The sequence below is a fragment of the Arthrobacter cheniae genome (assembly GCF_003602275.1).
Taxonomy (GTDB): domain Bacteria; phylum Actinomycetota; class Actinomycetes; order Actinomycetales; family Micrococcaceae; genus Arthrobacter_D; species Arthrobacter_D cheniae.
The window spans coordinates 113027-131629 of sequence record NZ_QZVT01000003.1 but is presented as its reverse complement, the minus strand read 5'-3'; the positions used below and the strand labels follow the sequence as shown (position 1 = coordinate 131629).

Below are 18603 nucleotides of genomic sequence, written 5' to 3'. Positions count from 1 at the left end.
AATTTCACTTAGCTCCGGAACCTATGTAGAGTTGTGCCTGCGCATTCCTCCGTAGCTCAATTGGCAGAGCATTCGACTGTTAATCGAAGGGTTACTGGTTCAAGTCCAGTCGGAGGAGCAGATATGCCCCTGACCAGTGGAAACACCGGTCAGGGGCATTCTTTTTGCCCAGGTGCCCGGAGTCGCCTGCCTCGGCGCGGCCACCCGCTGGACGACGACCTGGCCCTGGCCCGGCGCAGATTGAACCTTCACGGGCCCGCCCGGCGGAGTTACCCGGAAAAGGTGTCAGAAGGCGGGCGTAGGCTGTGGATATGGACACTGACGGCACGGACGGCAAGCTCATCCTGGTCACCGGAGCGACGGGATATATCGGCGGTCGACTGGTCACGAAGCTCGTAGCGGGTGGCCGCAGGGTCCGTGTGATCGTCCGTTCCCCGCAGAAGCTGAAGGACGTCCCCTGGGCGGGCTCGGTCGATATCGTGCAGGGGGATCTCCAGGACAGCGACACCATGCACAAGGTCAGCCAGGGCGTCGACACGCTCTACTACCTCGTCCACTCGATGGGCTCGGGCAAGGACTTCGACAAGCGTGAAGCTTCGATCGCGACCGTCGTCTCGGAAGCGGCGACCGCCGCCGGAGTCCGACGGATCGTGTACCTCGGCGGGCTTCACCCCGAGGGGGTCGAGCTGTCCACCCACATGCGCTCCCGAACCCAGGTGGGGAAGATCCTCCTGGAGTCCGGGACACCGACCATCGCCTTCCAGGCCGGCGTCGTCATCGGTTCGGGTTCCGCTTCCTTCGAAATGATCCGCCACCTCTCCGACGTCCTGCCCGTGATGCCCGCGCCGAAGTGGGTCCTGAACCATATCGAACCCATCGCGGTGCGCGATGTCATCCACTACCTCGTCAGCGCGCTCGACCTCCCCGGCACCCTGAACCGGACGTTCGACATCGGCTCGCGCGAGGTCCTGACCTACGCCGAGATGATGAATCAGTACGCCGAGGCTGCCGGCCTGCCGCGGCGCAAGATCCTGGCCCTGCCGGTTCTCACCCCGCGTCTCGCCGGTCATTGGGTGAACCTGGTCACGCCGATCCCGAGGGCCATGGCCATGCCGTTGATCGAGTCCCTGCAGCACGACGCCGTCACGGCCGAAAATGACATCGATCAGCACATCGCCGTGCCCGAGGGCGGGCTGACCGGTTACCGCCGGTCCGTCGACCTGGCGCTCGGCAGGATGCGCGGCGGAGAGGTGGAGACGAGCTGGGCTGGCGCCTCGCAGATCGACAGCGAGGCCGACCCGCTGCCATCCGATCCCCAGTGGGCGGGGCACACGGTCTTCACGGACGTCCAGACCTATAGCTCCACGGCGTCGACCGAGAAGCTGTGGAGCGTCGTCGAGGGCATCGGCGGTGAGAACGGCTGGTACTCCTGGCCGGTCGGCTGGGCAGCCCGTGGCTGGATGGACAAGCTCGCCGGGGGAGTGGGCCTGCGCCGCGGACGTCGTGACGCCAAGGAACTGCTCACGGGGGAGGCGCTCGACTTCTGGCGCGTCGAGGAACTCGTGCGCGGTGAGCGCCTGAGGCTGCGCGCGGAGATGAAGGTGCCCGGCCGTGCCTGGCTCGAATTCTCGGTGAAGCCTGACGGCTCCGGCAGCTCCTACTACCAGCGCGCCGTGTTCTTCCCCCAGGGACTCTCCGGAAGGCTCTACTGGCTCGCGGTACTCCCATTCCACGGCTTCATTTTCAAGTCCATGGCGCGCAACATCGCGAAGACCGCGGAGGCACTGCCCGCGGAAGCGGAGTCCGCTGCCGCCTGAGTCCGGAGGGCAGGGCCGCGGCTACTGCAGGGCCGGCACCGTCCGGGGCCTGACGACCGTCCACATGAACACCACGGCAAGGGCGATGCACGCCGACATCACCAGCGCCATCGGCGTCGCCGACTCGATGCCCTCACCGAGCAGGCCCACCAGCGGAGACACGACACCCGCTGTCCCGAAGGTCACCGCTCCGAGCAGCGAGGCTGCCGTGCCGGCCTGTGCCCCGTTGTTGATGAGTGCGAGGACCTGCACGCAGGGGAAGATGAAACCCGAAGCCATGATGTAGAACCACAGCGGCAGGGCCGTGCCCCAGAACCCGAATCCCAGCTGGTCGAAGGCGAAGATGAGCAGGGCCATGGTGAGCTGGACCACTGTCGCGGCCGCGATGACCCACTGCGGCCCGACCCGCCTCAGGACCCTCGAGCTGATCTGGACGCCGGACACGATGCCGAGCGAGTTGATCGCGAACAGCAGGCCGTACTGCTGCTCGTTGAGTCCGTAGGGCCCCTGGAAGAGGAACGGCGAGGCGGAGAGGTACGAGAACAACCCTGAGAAGTTCATGCCACCGACCAGTAGGATGCCGATGAAGATGCGGTCGCTCAGCACTGCACGATACCGCTGGATCACCGTGAGCCCCGACTGGCGGCGGTTCTCCTTCGGCAGGGTCTCGATGATGAACATCGACACCGCGATGATCACCAGAACGCCGTAGCACGCGAGGAACCAGAAGATGCCGGGCCACGGGAACAACAGCAGCAGCTGCGAGCCGATCACCGGCGCGAAGATGGGTGCCATCCCGTTGACGAGCGCCATATAGGACAGCATGCGCACGAGCGTGTAGCCGCCGAAGAGATCGCGCACCATGGCCATCGCGACCACGCCGCCGCCCGCTGCACCGATGCCCTGGAGGACCCGGAAGAGCATCAGCATGTTGATGTCCTCCGACGACGCCGCGCCGATCGAAGCGCCGACGTGCAGGGTCGTCGCCATGATGAGTGGCAGGCGCCGTCCGATCTTGTCGCTGAGCGGCCCCACGAGCAGTTGACCGCCCGCAAAGCCGATGATCGTGCCCGTCAGCGTCAGCTGCACCGCGGCCTCCGTCACGGCGAGATCCGACTGCAGCGCAGGGAAGGCCGGAAGGTAGAGGTCGATCGTGAACGGACCGAGTGCCGTCAGTGTCCCGAGGATGAAGACGTAGATGATCTTCTCGCGCCGGGAGAGGGTGTCGCCTGGGTGGGTGATCGTGCTCAAGATGCTGCCTAACGGAACTGTCGTACTGCCGGTGGGGAGGAGATGGAACGGACACGCGAAGCGGGGGTGCATCGACTGCAGCGGCGGCCCGGCGACGACGGCGGAGCGGCTCGCAACCGGCCGTCGGGAGGACGGCAAACTGGTTGCTGGGGCGAATCAATAACCCTCCCATCCTAAGACCCGCGTCAACCCTGACTGAGCCCCGGGGATGAGACGGTAGCGCCACCCCCCTTCACTAAGCATGCTTTCAATTGACGTAGGGTGAGCAGACACCGAACGAGCAGGAAGAACGGAAACATGAGCGAGCACGACGCCGGCCCGGTAACAGAGCAGTCATCCAAGCATCTCGCGAGAGTCATCGGGATCACGGTCGCCGCCGCCGTCGGAGGGCTCCTGTTCGGGTTCGATACCGCCGTCATCAACGGGGCAGTCGACTCGATCCAGGCCGATTTCGGACTGAGTTCGAGCGTCCTCGGCTTCACGGTCGCGATCACCCTCCTCGGATGCGCGGCGGGAGCCTGGTTCGCCGGTGGCCTCGCCGACCGCTGGGGACGCAAGAAGGTCATGGTCGCCGCCGCGATCCTGTTCGCCGTCAATTCTGCCGGCTCGGCCTATGCCTTCTCCGAGTGGGACCTCATGGCGTGGCGCCTCATCGGTGGGCTCGCCATCGGCATCGCCTCGGTGATCGTGCCCGGCTATATCGCGGAGATCGCACCGTCGAAGTGGCGCGGCGCCCTGGCTTCCGTGCAGCAGCTGGCGATCACCGTCGGCATCTTTGCAGCACTGCTGTCCGACGCCTCTCTTGCAAACGCCGCCGGTGGTGCCGGTGAAGAGCTCTGGTGGGGTCTGACGGCGTGGCGCTGGATGCTTCTCGTCGGTGTGGTTCCGGCCATCGTGTACGGCGTGCTGGCACTCATCATCCCCGAATCGCCGCAGTTCCTGATCCGGGCCGGCAGGGATGAGGAGGCAGGACGCGTGCTCTCGAGGGTCTCCGGTGTCCGGGACACCGCGGGCAAGATCCGTTCGATCCGCGACAGTTTCGAGCGCGAGGACCGGGCGGGCTACCGCGATCTGCGGGGACCTGCGTTCGGCCTGCAGCCCATCCTGTGGGTCGGCATGGCCATCGCCGCGCTTCAGCAGCTGGTCGGGATCAACGCGATCTTCTACTACTCGACGACGCTGTGGAAGTCGGTCGGATTCAGCGAGAGCGATTCGTTCACCACGTCGGTCATCACCTCGGTCATCAACGTCGCGATGACCTTCGTCGCCATCTTCTTCGTCGACCGGGTGGGGCGTCGGAAACTGCTCCTGATCGGTTCCGTCGGTATGTCCGTCGGCCTGCTCGCCGCGACGCTCGCCTTCCTGCAGGCGGAGGGAACCGGCGAGGAGCTCACGCTGCCCGGTGTTTGGGGACCCATCGCCCTCGTCGGGGCGAACCTCTTCGTGATCTTCTTCGCCGCCACCTGGGGGCCGGTCATGTGGGTCACCCTCGGCGAGATGTTCCCGAACCGCATCCGGTCGATCGCACTGGGTGTCGCCACGATGGTCAACTGGGTCTTCAACTTCATCGTCACGCTGACCTTCCCCTGGGTCAGCGAGAATCTCGGACTGTGGATCATGTACGCCGCGTTCACGATCTTCGCCGTCCTGTCCTTCGTCTTCGTCCGCTCCCACCTCCCCGAGTTCGCGGGCAAGGACCTCGAGGACAATGCGGAGCTCAGCTCGGTGTGAGGACGGCGCACTACCTCATCGAAGGTCGGGTGCGGGGTCTTTCGAAGCGAAGACCACCAAGCGGAACCGGCTCGCCCGCCCGATGGTAATTTTGGTTCAGCGAATGTCCAGCAAGATATAGACGAATGGAGGCAGGGCCTATGAACAGCTCGGCTAGTACGCGCGGGAAGCGGATCTCAGGCTCGGTCTCGCTGTTTGGGCTCATCAAGCTACTGGCCCGGCTGACGCCTCGGCAGATCAACGACGAGTTCTCGATCGCGGTCCAGCAGATGAAGCAGAAGGGGATCAAGGCCGGCATCGCCGCCGCGTTCCTCGTCGTGGCCCTCATCTTCGTCCTGTTCTTCGCCGTCGCTCTCGTCGTGGCCGCCGTCATGGGCCTCGCCGAGATCATGCCGGCCTGGTTGGCTGCACTTCTGGTCTCCGTCCTCTTCCTCGTCATCGGCGGCATACTCGCTCTGATCGGAGTCTCGCGGCTCAAGAAGCAACTCCCGCTGGTGCCTGAGGACGCGATCCGGGGTCTGCGCTACGATCTCGGCGTCCTCAAGGAAGGCCGCAGCTTCGATCCCGCCACGCTCGATATCAAGAAGCCCAAGGACGACAAAAACGACAAGGACCGCAAGGACGACGACAAGGACGCGAAGCCGAAGGTACCCACGCCCTCGTACGAGGAACTGCGAGGCCGTTCGGGCGAACGCCGGACCCACATCGCCGACGCGAGGGATTCGCTCGGGGCACGCGTCGACGTCAAGGCCCGCCTCAACGGCGCCAAGCACCGTTCGCAGCAGGGCGGAACGAAGACCGGTTCGACGAGTGGAGACAGGAGCCGCGACAACGTTGCTGCCGTCGCAGTCCGTCGCGACGTCCCACACAACACCAGCCTCGCTGACCGCTGGAAGCCGCTGAGCGTCCTCGCCGGTTCCGTCGTCGCGATGCTCGTCATGCTGCGCAGGCTCCTCAGCAAGTAATCCCGGCTGTGCCGGCGTTCCACCCGCACCACAGACGCATAACCGCGAGGCGGCCCCTCGCCCGTGAATCGACTCGCGCCCTGCAGCGGGAGTCACGGGTGACGGGCCGCCTGCCTGCATAATGGGGTGGGGAGGCACGGGTGATGAAATTGATCGGGGCTGGCGCGCAGCCCGGCAGCGAGGGCGCCGAACTCGCGACGCCGTGGACCCTGCCCAACCTCATCACGGTCATCCGCTTCCTCATCGTCCCGCTGTTCGTCTGGCTCATCACCCAGCAGCGATACGGGGCGGCGGTCATCGCCCTCGTGATCATGGGAAGCACGGACTGGGTGGACGGGTATGTCGCCCGGCGGCTCAACCAGGTCTCGGTGGTGGGGAAATGGCTCGACCCGGTGGCCGACCGCACAGCCCTCATGGTGGTAGCGGTGACCTTCGTGGTCGCCGGCATAGCGCCGGCGTGGCTCGTCTGGACGATCGTCATCCCGGACGCGATCATCATCATCAACGCGCTCATCCTCTTCCGCGGCCCTCTTCACCTGGAGGTCGTCACGGTAGGTAAGGTCCGGACGACGCTCCTGCTCGTCGGTGCGCCGCTGCTCCTGCTCCATCGCGTCGAGGGGTTCGGGCAGCAGTGGCTCCTGATCGTCGCCCAGGCCCTGCTCGCTGCAGGCTGCGTCCTGCACCTGATCGCCTTCTACGCCTACTTCACCGCAGCGCATCGCAAGTACCGGCTGGAGAGGGCCGACCAGCAGACGTGCCCCTCCTAGCCATCGGGCTGGCGCTGCTGGGCGCCGTCTTCCTCGCCTTCGGAGCTCAACGGCAGGGTAGTGCCGTCCGGGCGAACACGGGCGGCCTGGCGCTGAGCTCCTCCGGTCTCACCCGGCTCCTCACCAGCCCGCGATGGCTCTTCGGGCTCATTCTCCTGGGTGCAGGGACAGCCCTGAACGTCGTCGCGCTTGCGCTCGCGAGTCTGACCGTCGTCCAGCCGATCGGCGCGATCGCCCTGGTGATCACCACCATCGTCAACTCGCGCGACCAGGGAATCCGCATCAACCGTCCTACCGTCGCGGCGATCACCGCCTGCGTGACCGGAAGCGCCCTGTTCGTGCTTCTCGCCGTCAATGTCACGCGCGAGAATCATGCTGTCGATTCGGCGCAGGAGTTATCGGTCGTGCTCCTGCTCGGCGCCGCCGTCGTCGTCTTCGGAGCCCTCGCCGTGTTCGGACGGCATCGACTCAACGCCTTCGCCTACATCCTGGGGGCAGGCGTGCTGTTCGGTTTCGTCGCCGTCCTGACCAAGATCGTGGCCGGCCACCTTCTCGACCCGAACGGTCGCTTCCTGCTGAATGTGCCCTTGCTGACCCTGGTGGCACTCGTTGCGGCCGCGGCCCTCGGCTCCTGGTTCGTCCAGAGCGCCTACGCGACCGGGCCACCCGATCTCGTGATCGCCGGCCTCACGGTCATCGACCCGATCATCGGCATCGCGGTCGGCATCACCATCCTGGACGAGCTGCAGCCGGATGTGCGCACGGTGACGGCGCTGGGCATGGGCTCTGCAGCCCTCATTGCTATTGTTGGGGTCGTTGCCCTGTCCCGTCATCATCCCGACGTGGTGAAGCGGCAGCGCTGAGCCGAGCCCCGGCAGTTCCGACCAGCACACCGACGTAGGGGATTTACGCGTGAGTTACCCGGCTGATTACAAGCCCCTGACCATCCTGATCGCCGCGGACACCTATCCGCCCAACGTGAACGGTGCAGCGCAGTTCGGATACCGGCTCGCCAAGGGAATGACGGGCCGCGGCCATTCAGTGCACGTCCTCGCTCCGGGCGTGTCCAACGGCAGGAGCTACACGGAACCCGGCGGCGAGTGGGCCGTCCACCGCCTCCGCTCGCACAGCGTGCCGACGCACGACTACTGGCGGATCTGCTACCCGTGGGAGATCCGGCGCGATATCAGCAGGCTGTTCGATCAGGTCCAGCCCGACGTCGTCCACATCCAGTGCCACTACATGGTGGGCGAATACACGCTCTACGAAGCGGTCAGGCGTGGCATCCGCGTGGTTGCCACCAACCACTTCATGCCGGAGAACCTGAACCCGTTCCTGCCGTTCCCCGCGTGGTTGAAAAAAGTCGTCGCCAAGAACTCCTGGAAGGACATGGGCAAGGTGATGGGTAAGGCGGCCGCCGTCACCACCCCGACGCCGCTCGCCGCCAAGGCCATGCATGACCACGCCTTCCTGCGTGAGGTACTGGCAGTCTCCAACGGTATCGACTCGGCCGGCTACGAGGTGCAGCCGGGGGAGACCATCGAGCCCAACGAGGATCCGACGGTCCTCTTCGTGGGTCGACTCGCCGAGGAAAAACACGTCGATGTGCTGATCGATGCCGTGGCGAAGACGCCGGACCACCTCCGCGTGCGGCTTGAGATCGTAGGGGGCGGCGAGGTCAAATCCGCCCTGCAGGCCCAGGCTGCGCGCCTCGGTATCAGCGACCGCGTGACCTTCCGCGGCCTGATCGACGACGACGAACTGCGACTGAGCTACATCCGCGCGTCCCTGTTCTGCCAGCCGGGAACGGCCGAACTGCAGTCCCTGGTGACGCTCGAGGCGATGTCGGCGTCGACGCCCGTGCTGCTCGCCAACGCGATGGCGCTCCCACACCTCGTCACCGACGGCGACAACGGCTACCTGTTCACGCCCGGTGATTCGAACGAGCTGAGTCACCGAATCGCCCAGATTCTCGGCATGTCGCGCGAGGACCAGCTCAGGATGGGGGCCGCCAGTCGGAAGATGGTGATGAAGCACGACATCACCACGACCCTCGAAACCTTCGAGGGTCTGTACTACGGGACGTTGTCCGCGGATCGTCCGCATGAGGTGCAGCAGGCGTCGTCGACGTCCTGACACGGAGCTTCGCCGGTCCTGTCATCGGCGTCTGCTTACAATAGGACCTGCGTCCAGCGCCGGATACTGCTCCCGGCGCCGACGCGAGAGGTGCTCCTCGCTCCTCGGGGCTGTAGCTCAGCTGGTTAGAGCAGCGGACTCATAATCCGTTTGTCCTGGGTTCAAGCCCCAGCAGCCCTACTCGCAGCCGGCAACAACCGGTACGGATGCGTCACTCCATCGGGGTGGCGCATCCGATTTTCCCCTGACAGCACCAGCTCCGCTTCTTCCGATCGACCGCACCCCTGATGAGCCACTGGCGCCCTAAGTTACTGACGGGTAACATGACATTCGGGTGCATCACGCGCCCATCGCGTAGTTCACCTGGTCGAGTGAGAGTGCCGGTCGCCGAGGACCGGAGTGAGGTAGTTCCCATGAGCAGAACGCCGATCGATGTCAACAACCTGCCCTACGCGGACGGTGACTTCTACGCCTTCGAGGAGTTGCTGACGAGCAAGGAGCGATCACGCCTGGGGGAGATCCGTGCCTGGCTCGCTCGCGAGATCCGGCCCAACGCCGTCGAGTGGTGGAACCAGGGCTCCTTCCCCCAGCAGCTCATCCCCAAGATCGCCGAGCTGGATCCCGTGAGCCCGGTGTACCGCCAGGGCTACTCCAACCTCTTCGCCGGCATCACCCATGCCGAGTTCACGAGGGCGGACACGTCGTTCGCAACCTTCCTGGGTGTCCATGACGGGCTGTTCACCGGTTCCATCGAGGCCCTTGCTTCCAAGGAGCAGCAGGAGGAGTGGCTCCCCGACATCTATGCCCTGAAGAAGATCGGCGCTTTCGGGCTGACGGAGCCGCTCGGCGGTTCCGACGTCGCCGGCGGAACGCGGACGACGGCGCGCCGGGATGGGAACTCCTGGACACTGAACGGCGCCAAGCGGTGGATCGGTAACGCGACCTTCTCCGACTGGGTCGTCATCTATGCCCGCGACGTCGAGGACAACCAGGTCAAGGGCTTCATGGTCGACACCCGGACGCCGGGGTTCTCATCGACGAAGATCGAGAACAAGATCGCCCTGCGGATGGTCGAGAACGCCGACATCGTGCTGGACAACGTCGTCATCTCGGACGACTTCCATCTCAAGGGCGCCAACAGTTTCAGGGACACCAACAAGGTCCTCAAGGTGACACGGCTGGCCGTCGGCTGGCAGGCCGTTGGCCAGCAGCTCGCCACATTCGACGTCGCCCGGCGCTACGCCGTGGAGCGCGAGCAATTCGGCCGTCCCATCGCGAGTTTCCAGCTGGTCCAGCAGCAGCTCGTGCAGATCCTCGGTAACGCCATGAGCTCGATGGGCATGATGGTCCGCCTCTCGCAACTCGAGGACGCCGGGAAGGCGAAGGACGAGCAGTCCGCCCTGGCCAAGGCCTTCACCACCGCCCGCATGCGCGAGAGTGTCGCGGCCGGACGGAACATCTTCGGCGGCAACGGCATCGTCACGGACTACGAGATGGCTAAGATTTTTTCCGACGCGGAGGCCATCTACTCCTATGAGGGCACGCAGGAGATCAACACGCTTGTCGTCGGCAGGTCGATCACCGGGATTGCCGCGTTCGTCTAGGACCCGATCCGACCCAGACGATGGCGGACCGAGGCTGGCAGGCTCCACCAGCACGCAGAGGCAAGGAAGGGCCGGACGAATCGTCGTCCGGTCCTTCCTCGTCCGAACCTTCCCTCGTCCGGTGCCCTGCCCGCCTGATCCGTCGCCTCCGTGCCGTAACCCATCATGGGCGGAGCGGCAGGAGCACAGAGGGACGGCGATCCGTCACGAAGGAGAGCGGGTCCACGTACTCGCCATCGACACGGACACCCCAGTGAAGACAGATCCCTCCGCAGTGACTCCGCGACGTACCCCGCACTGCGGCAACAGCGACCGTCGCGACGGTCTCTCCCCTGACGACAGGCTGCCCCTTCACCAGTTCCGTGCTGACGGGCTCGAAGCTGCTGACCCTGCCGCCACCGTGGTCGATCGAGAGCACGCCGCGATCCACGACCGTCCCGGCGAAGGAGACCGTTCCATCCGCCGGACTCGTCATCGGTACTGCGTGCCCGCCGGTCGACAGATCGACGCCCCGGTGGCCGGGCTTCCACTTCTGCGGAGGCCTTTCGAAGAACCGCAGGACGGCCGGGGTGGGAGGCAGCGGCCACGACCATTCCGGGACGAAGTCCGACGGGGAGCGGGGGTCGCTCGCGTCCGGGCCGACTCTGCCGTGCGGCATGACCTGGCCCGCCGTCGCCGGTTCGCCCGTGGCGCCGGCCCCGGACCCCGTGATGACGACCAGGGCGACCACCGTCCGGACTCGGGATCGAGCGATGGATCGGTGGGTTCGAATCGCGGAGCCAAGGGTAGGACGGCGGTCTGTCATGGAAGAACACTGACCGGTCAGCTGGGACGAACGGCGCGTCCGGGAGCCTATGTGGACAACGTTCGAGCGGTTCACCTCGGGGTCGTCCGCCTCCTGCCTTCCTGCCGCTGTAGTACACTTGAGTAAGCAGTCCGCTGCTTCCACCTCCTCGTGCCTACGGCTTCGATGGAACGTGGAATGGTGAGGCTGACTACGCGTGCCTGCGATCCGGTGCTCTCGAAGAGCCCCGGAATGCCCACCCTGCGGTCCGGCGATGTCCGGTAGGGGAGGGCGTGTCCATGACGACCAGGTGCCAGGATGTGACGGCCACCCCGGCCATCACTGAGACAACCGTCAACAAGCAGAGGCGGCGCACTGCGCCTGAGCCCTGCTGAAGAAAGGCATGACATGCCAGTCGTAACCATGCGCCAGCTGCTCGACAGCGGCGTCCACTTCGGTCACCAGACCCGCCGTTGGAACCCGAAGATGAAGCGCTTCATCTTCACCGAGCGCAACGGCATCTACATCATCGATCTCCAGCAGTCGCTGGGCTATATCGACCGTGCGTACGAGTTCGTCAAGGCCACCGTCGCCCACGGCGGAACCGTCCTCTTCGTCGGCACGAAGAAGCAGGCACAGGAAGCGATCGCCGATCAGGCGAACCGCGTCGGCCAGCCCTTCGTGAACCAGCGCTGGCTCGGCGGCATGCTCACCAACTTCCAGACGGTCTCCAAGCGCATCCAGCGTATGAAGGAACTCGAAGAGATCGACTTCGACGACGTCGCCGGCTCGGGCCACACGAAGAAAGAGCTCCTGCTCATGAAGCGTGAGCTCACCAAGCTGCAGACCAACCTCGGTGGCATCCGCAACCTGACCAAGGCTCCCTCGGTCGTGTGGGTCGTCGACACGAAGAAGGAACACCTCGCCATCGACGAGGCGAAGAAGCTGAACATCCCCGTCGTCGCGATCCTCGACACCAACTGCGATCCCGACGAGGTCGACTTCCCCATCCCGGGTAACGACGACGCCATCCGCGCCGTCAATCTTCTCACCCGCGTCATCGCGGACGCCGTGGCCGAGGGCCTCATCGCCCGCCACAACCGCTCGGGCAACAACGATTCCGCGGTTGCGGACGAGCCGATGGCCGAGTGGGAGCGCGAACTCCTCGAGGGCAACACCGCCGAGGTAGCCGCCCCGGACGCAGCAGAGGCTTCCGCTCCGGCGACCTCCGAGTCTCCCGCTGCAGACCAGGCTCCCGCCGAGGCAGAGGCGCTCGCCGCCGAGGCCCCTGCAGCAGCCGAGGTTCCTGCCGAGGAAGTTCCTGTGCCGGAAGCACCCGCTACCGACGCCAAGTAGTTCCCGTTGCGTAAGGGGTGCGGGTTAAACCGCGCCCCTTTCCGCATGTTCGGCAGGTGTTCACCGCGTGACGCCTGCACCGCGGGCAGCGCCCGCGGAAGCTCTTCCTGGATCCACATCAACTTAGGAGTTCATATGGCAAATTTCACTGCCGCTGACATCAAGGCCCTGCGCGAGCGCACCGGCGCCGGCATGATGGACGTCAAGAAGGCCCTCGACGAAGCCGATGGCGACGCCGACAAGGCCCTGGAACTGATCCGCATCAAGGGCCTCAAGGGCGCGACGAAGCGTGAAGGCCGCTCCACCGCCGAGGGCCTCGTCGCCGCTCGGGTCGACGGCAACGTCGGCGTCCTGGTAGAGGTGAACTGCGAGACCGATTTCGTCGCCAAGGCTGCTCCCTTCGTCGACTTCTCGAACAAGGTACTCGCTGCCGCCATCGAGTCCGGTGCCACGGACGTCGAGACCCTGCTGGCCTTCGAGCTCGAGGGCAAGCCCGTGTCCGAGCACGTCATCGAGGCAGGCGCACTGCTCGGCGAAAAGGTGGACGTCCGCCGCATCGCCCGCGTCGAGGGCGAGATCGTCGACGCCTACCTGCACAAGACGTCCAAGGACCTCCCCGCCCAGGTCGGCGTGCTCTTCGCCGTCGAGGGTTCGGGCGACGCAGCAGTACAGACCGCGCACGACGTCGCCGTGCACATCGCGGCGTACTCGCCGACCTACCTGACGCGCGACGAGGTTCCCGCCGAGCTCGTCGAGTCCGAGCGCCGCATCGCCGACGAGACCGCACGCGCCGAGGGCAAGCCCGAGCAGGCGCTCGCGAAGATCGTCGAGGGACGCCTCACCGGGTTCTTCAAGGAAGGTGTCCTGGTCGACCAGGCCTTCGCGAAGGACGCGAAGAAGTCCGTCGCCGCGGTACTCACCGAAGCGAACGTGAAGGCCACTGCCTTCGCCCGCTTCCGCGTCGGAGCCTAGGCCCGAGGCCAGGGCCACAGCACGAAGGTGAAGGGCGGCCGCCATCGGGGCGGCCGCCCTTTCCTGCGTCTGGGAGGCGCCCCGTATCCTGTAACGGGTCCGGCAACATCCCAACCCCCGCATCATCGGCCGTCCGACCAGGAACGGCCCGCAGCTCTACGCCGGGAGGCACTTTATGGACACCACTTCCACCGCTCCGACGGGTGGTACCGAGGGCCGGCGCCGAGTACTCCTCAAGCTTTCAGGCGAGGTCTTCGGCGGCGGCAAGCTGGGTGTCGACCCCGAGACCGTCCGCTCCGTGGCGCGGCAGATCGCTGCCACGGTCGGCGAGGTCGAAGTGGCGGTCGTCGTTGGCGGCGGCAACTTCTTCCGTGGGGCCGAACTATCGCAGAGCGGCATGGACCGGTCCCGCGCCGACTACATGGGCATGCTCGGCACCGTCATGAACTGCCTCGCGCTCCAGGACTTCCTCGAGCAGGCCGGCGTCGAAACCCGTGTGCAGAGCGCGATCACCATGGGGCAGGTAGCCGAGGCCTACATCCCGCGGCGAGCCATCCGCCACCTCGAGAAGGGGCGCGTGGTCATCTTCGGCGCGGGAGCGGGCCTGCCCTACTTCTCGACCGACACCGTCGCCGCCCAGCGCGCGCTCGAGGTACACGCGGACGAGGTCCTCATGGCCAAGAGCGGCGTCGACGGCGTATACACATCGGACCCGAACAAGGACCCGACGGCGGAGAAGCTCGAGACGCTGTCCTATGACGAGGCGCTGCGCCGTGATATCCGCGTGATGGACCAGACAGCCATGACCATGTGCAAGGACAACAACCTGACCATGGTGGTGTTCGGCATGGAGGGCGAGGGCAATGTCACGCGGGCTATCCGCGGCGAGAAGCTGGGCACGGTCGTCACCACCTAGCTGGTTCGGACGGGCAGGGCAACGATGCCCCGGGTCCGCCGGGCCGCCGCACGCCCTTGAACTAGGATTGACCACTGGAACGGTTGCCGGGCAGCCGACTGCAGAGCGAAGGAGACATTGTGATCGAAGAGACCTTGCTGGAAGCCACCGACAAGATGGATAAGGCCGTGGAGGTTGCAAAGGACGATTTCGCGACGGTCCGCACCGGCCGTGCCAACGCCGCGATGTTCTCGAAGGTGGTGGTGATGTACTACGGCGCACCCACCCCGCTGCAGCAGCTGGCGTCCTTCCAGAACCCCGAAGCCCGCACGCTGCTCATCACCCCTTTCGACCGCAGTGTGCTGAACGACATCGAGAAGGCGCTCCGCGATTCCGATCTCGGCGCCAACCCCTCCAACGACGGCAACGTGATCAGGGTGGTCCTGCCCGAGCTGACGCAGGAGCGTCGCAAGGAATACGTGAAGCTGGTGAAGACCAAGGCGGAGGATGCCAAGATCTCCATCCGCAACGTCCGGCGCAAGGCCAAGGATGGTATCGACAAGGCCGTCAAGGACGGCGACGCCGGTGAGGACGAGGGCTCGCGCGCCGAGAAGGAACTCGACGCCCTGACGAAGTCCCGCGTGGACCTCGTCGACGAACTCCTGAAGCGCAAGGAAACCGAGCTGCTCGAGGTCTGATGGCAGACCTCGATCCTCCCGGTGCGGGTCCCCGGCGAGAACCCGGACCCGCCGTCGGGACAGAGAACGGCAGCGGTGTCGCGGCCGATACCGCACCGGCGCAACAGGACGTACCCGCACCCGCTTCCCGGAAGACGGTCACCGCCGGGCCGTCGAGTCGCGGGCTGCTCCGTCGGCGACGGCCTATCAGGGAGCCGGGCGTTCCCTCGCGCGCCGGGCGTAACCTGCCGGCCGCGATCGGGGTCGGCGCCGGCCTCCTGATCCCCGTCCTTGTGGGTCTGCTGTTCTTCCCGGTCGTCTTCGTCGGCATCGTCACCCTGTTCGCCGCGGTCGGCGTCTGGGAGATCAGCCGTGCACTCGAGATCCGTCGCATCCACGTTCCGCTCGTGCCTGCGCTGGCCGGGACCCTGGTGCTCCCGTTCTCCGCCTACTTCGGCGGAGCCGAGGGTATGGCCGTCGGAGCCGTCTTCGCCGTACTGGCGCTCTTCCTCTGGCGCTCGCTGGACCCTGCGCCGCACGCCGCGAAGAGCCTCATGGCCGGCACCTTCGCGGTGCTCTGGGTACCCTTCATGCTGAGTTTCGCGATGCTGCTCATGCGCGCGGAGGGCGGGTTCCTCGTCATTGCCACGCTGCTGCTGCTCGTCGTCGCGAACGACACCTTCGGCTACCTGATCGGTGCGTTCTTCGGCAAGCACGCCATGGCCCCGAAGATCAGCCCCAAGAAGTCCTGGGAGGGCTTCGGTGGTTCGATCGGCGGCGCGTTGATCGTCGGTGGGCTCTGCGCCGTCTTCCTCCTCAATCAGCCGCTCTGGATCGGTCTGGTCCTCGCCGTGGCCATCGTCGCCGCGGCCACGGCCGGGGACCTCGCCGAATCGATGATCAAGCGCGAGCTCGGGGTGAAGGACATGGGCACACTCCTCCCGGGCCACGGCGGTGTCATGGACCGCCTCGATTCGATCGTCTTCGCCTCCCCGATGGCATACCTGCTGTCCGCTACATTGGTACCGGGATTGCTGTAACCGCAGGTCAGCGGACACATTCCGGAGCCACCGGCTCCCGCACGGTCTCACGAGGGTTTCAGTAGAAGGACTTCACACGATGGACGAGGCTCGCCCGGGCAGTTCTCCCTTTGCCCGCGTAGGACGCCGTGAGTTCGGCTACAACACGCGCCAGGTGGACCGATTCCTGACGAAGGCCCGCGGCTACTACAACGCGGAGGACCCGGACAGCGAGGCCATCTCCAGCAACGAGGTCCGCGCGATGGCGTTCGACCCCGCCAAGGGAGGCTATGAGCCGCAGGCCGTCGACGCCGCCCTGGACCGGCTGGAGGATGTCTTCGCGCAGCGGGAGCGGGACCTCCTCATCAGCACCAAGGGCGAGGACGCGTGGCTGCGGCAGATCGGCAGGACCGCTGCCGTCCTTCGCCGGCGTCTCCACCGGCCGGCGGGGGAGCGTTTCCGACGCCCCGCGAAGGAGAAGAGTTCCAGCTACGCCATCGAGGACGTCGACCGCCTCTGCGACGAGCTCCTCCAGTACCTCGAGGACGACGTGCCCATGAGTGTCGACGTCGTGCGCCGTGCAGTGTTCCGGGAGGCCCGGGGCGCCGACGGATATGAGGAGAACCAGGTGGATGTGTTCCTCGACCGCGTCGTCGAACTCATGGCGGGAATCGACTGACGCACCCGCTCCACCCGCCGGGCAGGTGATCCGGCGGGTACCGGCACACCTAGCGCGCCTCGGGCGTGTGGAGCCTGGCCAGGACGCGCGACGCCGAGGCGGGCCGCCGCCCCGCTGTCGCCCGGGACACGAGGACCATCGTGGCGAAGGCTGCCGGGACCGTCCAGAGCGCGGGCTGTGCCAGCCATACCGAGGGGTCACCGGCCAAGGGCCCCAGCAGCGCCGTGGCGGCGATCGCCCCACCGCACAGCACTGCGCCGACGAGCATCCCTGCTACGGCGCCGGCGTCCGTCAGTCCCCGCCACCAGATCCCCAGCAGCAACAGCGGGCAGATGGTGGAGGCGGTGAAGGCGAACACTGATCCGACGCTGCCTGCCAGGGCGAGGCTGTCCGTCAGCAGGGCGATGATGAGCGGCACGAGCGCGGACAGGAGAGCCGCGCGCCGGAAGCCGGTCACGCTGCCCTGGAAGAACTCCTGGCTCACCACGCCGGCCAGGGACACCACGAGGCCGCTGGTCGTCGAGAGGAACGCCGCGAAGGCCCCCGCCGTCACCAGCGCGGACAGGACGTCCCCTGTGGCGCCGTCGAAAATGCGCCCGGGCAGCAGCAGGACCGTGGCGTCCGCAGCTCCCTCCGCCGCGAGTTCGGGAGTGTGGATGCGGCCGAGGACCCCGTAGACGGTGGGGAACAGGTAGAAGACGGAGAGCAGGCCGAGGACGATCAGGGTGGTCTGGCGCGCAGAGGCGCCATCGGGATTCGTGTAGAAGCGCACGAGCACGTGCGGCAGGCCGAGTGTCCCGAAGAGGAGTGCGATGACGAGCGAGATGGTGCCGTAGAGGGACGCGTCCGCCGTCGTGTTGAGATCCGCCGTGAAGGCACTCCCTCCTGCGGTGATCTCCCGCCCGTCCGCGCCAAGGCGGAACAGGATGAACGCCACGGGGACCGCGAGGGCCGTCAGCTTGAGCCAGTACTGGAAGGCCTGCACGAAGGTGATCGAGCGCATCCCGCCGGTGACGACGCTGAGGGATACGACGACGACGACGGCGAGCGGCCCCACCCATGACGGCAGACCGGTGGTGATGCGCACCGTCAGGGCGGCGCCGTGCAGTTGCGGCACGATGTACAGCCAGCCCACGACGACGACGAGCATGCTGGTCACCCGGCGCACCAGCAGGGAGTCCAGCCTCGCCTGGGCGAAGTCGGGGATGGTGTAGGCGCCGGACCGGCGCAGGGGAGCGGCAACGAACAGGAGAAGCATGAGATAGCCGGCGGTGTAGCCGATGGGGAACCAGAGGGCGTCGACGCCGGAGATGAGGATGAGTCCCGCGACGCCGAGGAAGCTGGCAGCGGAGAGGTACTCGCCGCCGATGGCGGAGGCGTTCCACCAGGGGCGGACCGTCCTGGAGGCGACATAGAAATCGCCCGTGGTGCGCGAGATCCGGAGTCCGTAGATGCCGATCAGCACGGTGCTCAGCGCAACGAGGACCAGGGCGGTGTAGCCCACCGCGGGATTCAGCTGCAGGCCCGTGCTGTCAAGGGCGTCAGTCATCGTCCACCAGGTCCTGGAAGCGACGCTCGTTGCGCGAGGCACTGCGGATGTAGAGGACGGCGCATCCGATGACCAGGGGGTAGATGCCGAGGCCGAGGAGCAGCCAGGGGATGGGCACGGTCAGGATGGTCACGCTGTTGATGTCCGGGAAGACGGCGAGCAGCACGGGGATCCCGATGAGGATGACCAGGAAACCGCCGGCCACCACGAGGGCCAGGCGCAGCTGCGACCTGATGAGGGAGGCGACGAAGAGCTGGCCCACCTCGGACTGCTCGGCCATCTCGCGTGCCACGGGGAAGGACCCGCCGGTGGCGCGTGCCGCCGTCCTCGGCGCGGTGACGCGGACCCTGCGGGGCGCTTCGGAGCTGTCCTCGGTCATCGGGCCGTCGTCCCCGCGGTGG

General features: G+C 66.3%; 17 protein-coding genes and 2 tRNA genes. 15 read left to right on the top strand and 4 right to left on the bottom strand.

The genetic code is table 11. The annotated features are described in order from the left end of the window. Positions 1 to 45: 45 nt before the first annotated feature. Positions 46 to 118 (top strand) — tRNA-Asn (locus D6T63_RS06320). A gap of 193 nt (positions 119 to 311) precedes the next feature. Beyond that, complete coding sequence (locus D6T63_RS06315) at positions 312 to 1817, top strand: SDR family oxidoreductase (protein WP_120148167.1); 1506 nt, start codon at positions 312 to 314, stop codon at positions 1815 to 1817. Between the two features lie 21 nt (positions 1818 to 1838). Here the strand turns inward: D6T63_RS06315 and D6T63_RS06310 are convergent, their stop codons facing one another. Next, on the bottom strand, positions 1839 to 3068 hold the full coding sequence (locus D6T63_RS06310; protein ID WP_235830583.1) for a multidrug effflux MFS transporter: 1230 nt from the start codon (positions 3066 to 3068) through the stop codon (positions 1839 to 1841). 297 nt (positions 3069 to 3365) lie between these two features. On the opposite strand from D6T63_RS06310, the gene D6T63_RS06305 reads away from it, so the two are divergent. The 7 genes from D6T63_RS06305 to D6T63_RS06275 all read left to right on the top strand — a co-directional run bounded on the left by D6T63_RS06305 (position 3366) and on the right by D6T63_RS06275 (position 10271). Beyond that, positions 3366 to 4799, top strand: a complete 1434-nt coding sequence (locus D6T63_RS06305) for a sugar porter family MFS transporter (protein WP_120148166.1) — start codon at positions 3366 to 3368, stop codon at positions 4797 to 4799. Between the two features lie 140 nt (positions 4800 to 4939). Beyond that, positions 4940 to 5764 carry a phage holin family protein gene (locus tag D6T63_RS06300; RefSeq protein ID WP_182976898.1) on the top strand — a complete coding sequence of 275 codons (825 nt, stop codon included), beginning with the start codon at positions 4940 to 4942 and terminating at the stop codon, positions 5762 to 5764. A 143-nt stretch (positions 5765 to 5907) separates the two neighbouring features. Then, positions 5908 to 6531 (top strand): CDP-alcohol phosphatidyltransferase family protein, encoded by a 624-nt coding sequence (locus tag D6T63_RS06295; RefSeq protein ID WP_182976897.1) that lies wholly within the window; start codon positions 5908 to 5910, stop codon positions 6529 to 6531. After that, positions 6519 to 7394, top strand: coding sequence for a DMT family transporter (locus tag D6T63_RS06290; RefSeq protein ID WP_120148163.1), 876 nt, complete (start codon positions 6519 to 6521; stop codon positions 7392 to 7394). Before D6T63_RS06295 ends, D6T63_RS06290 begins: the two co-directional genes overlap by 13 nt. A gap of 49 nt (positions 7395 to 7443) precedes the next feature. After that, positions 7444 to 8667, top strand: coding sequence for a glycosyltransferase (locus D6T63_RS06285; protein ID WP_120148162.1), 1224 nt, complete (start codon positions 7444 to 7446; stop codon positions 8665 to 8667). A 106-nt stretch (positions 8668 to 8773) separates the two neighbouring features. Next, positions 8774 to 8847 (top strand) — tRNA-Ile (locus D6T63_RS06280). A 233-nt stretch (positions 8848 to 9080) separates the two neighbouring features. Next, a complete protein-coding gene (locus D6T63_RS06275) occupies positions 9081 to 10271 on the top strand; it encodes an acyl-CoA dehydrogenase family protein (RefSeq protein ID WP_120148161.1) in 1191 nt (396 codons plus the stop codon). Positions 10272 to 10434: 163 nt separating this feature from the next. Here the strand turns inward: D6T63_RS06275 and D6T63_RS06270 are convergent, their stop codons facing one another. Beyond that, a complete protein-coding gene (locus D6T63_RS06270; RefSeq protein WP_235830582.1) occupies positions 10435 to 11076 on the bottom strand; it encodes a M23 family metallopeptidase in 642 nt (213 codons plus the stop codon). A 387-nt stretch (positions 11077 to 11463) separates the two neighbouring features. On the opposite strand from D6T63_RS06270, the gene rpsB reads away from it, so the two are divergent. The 6 genes from rpsB (at position 11464) to D6T63_RS06240 (ending at position 16653) form a co-directional block, all read left to right on the top strand. Further along, positions 11464 to 12411: a 30S ribosomal protein S2 gene (gene rpsB / locus D6T63_RS06265; protein ID WP_120148160.1), complete on the top strand. Its 948-nt coding sequence runs from the start codon at positions 11464 to 11466 to the stop codon at positions 12409 to 12411. A 135-nt stretch (positions 12412 to 12546) separates the two neighbouring features. Beyond that, positions 12547 to 13383, top strand: a complete 837-nt coding sequence (tsf, locus tag D6T63_RS06260; RefSeq protein WP_120148159.1) for a translation elongation factor Ts — start codon at positions 12547 to 12549, stop codon at positions 13381 to 13383. A 175-nt stretch (positions 13384 to 13558) separates the two neighbouring features. After that, entirely contained in the window at positions 13559 to 14299 is a 741-nt protein-coding gene (gene pyrH, locus D6T63_RS06255) for a UMP kinase (protein ID WP_120148158.1), read from the top strand. A 119-nt stretch (positions 14300 to 14418) separates the two neighbouring features. Continuing rightward, positions 14419 to 14976 (top strand): ribosome recycling factor, encoded by a 558-nt coding sequence (gene frr, locus D6T63_RS06250; RefSeq protein ID WP_120148157.1) that lies wholly within the window; start codon positions 14419 to 14421, stop codon positions 14974 to 14976. Beyond that, positions 14976 to 15995 (top strand): phosphatidate cytidylyltransferase, encoded by a 1020-nt coding sequence (locus D6T63_RS06245; RefSeq protein WP_120148156.1) that lies wholly within the window; start codon positions 14976 to 14978, stop codon positions 15993 to 15995. The genes frr and D6T63_RS06245 overlap by 1 nt, the downstream gene beginning before the upstream one ends. Positions 15996 to 16074: 79 nt before the next feature. Continuing rightward, positions 16075 to 16653: a DivIVA domain-containing protein gene (locus D6T63_RS06240; RefSeq protein WP_120148155.1), complete on the top strand. Its 579-nt coding sequence runs from the start codon at positions 16075 to 16077 to the stop codon at positions 16651 to 16653. A gap of 49 nt (positions 16654 to 16702) precedes the next feature. On the opposite strand, the gene D6T63_RS06235 is transcribed toward D6T63_RS06240, so the two are convergent. Together D6T63_RS06235 and D6T63_RS06230 are read right to left on the bottom strand one after the other, a co-directional pair. Next, entirely contained in the window at positions 16703 to 18169 is a 1467-nt protein-coding gene (locus D6T63_RS06235; protein ID WP_120148450.1) for a sodium/solute symporter, read from the bottom strand. Positions 18170 to 18194: 25 nt separating this feature from the next. Next, on the bottom strand, positions 18195 to 18581 hold the full coding sequence (locus tag D6T63_RS06230; protein ID WP_120148154.1) for a DUF485 domain-containing protein: 387 nt from the start codon (positions 18579 to 18581) through the stop codon (positions 18195 to 18197). Positions 18582 to 18603: the final 22 nt, after the last annotated feature.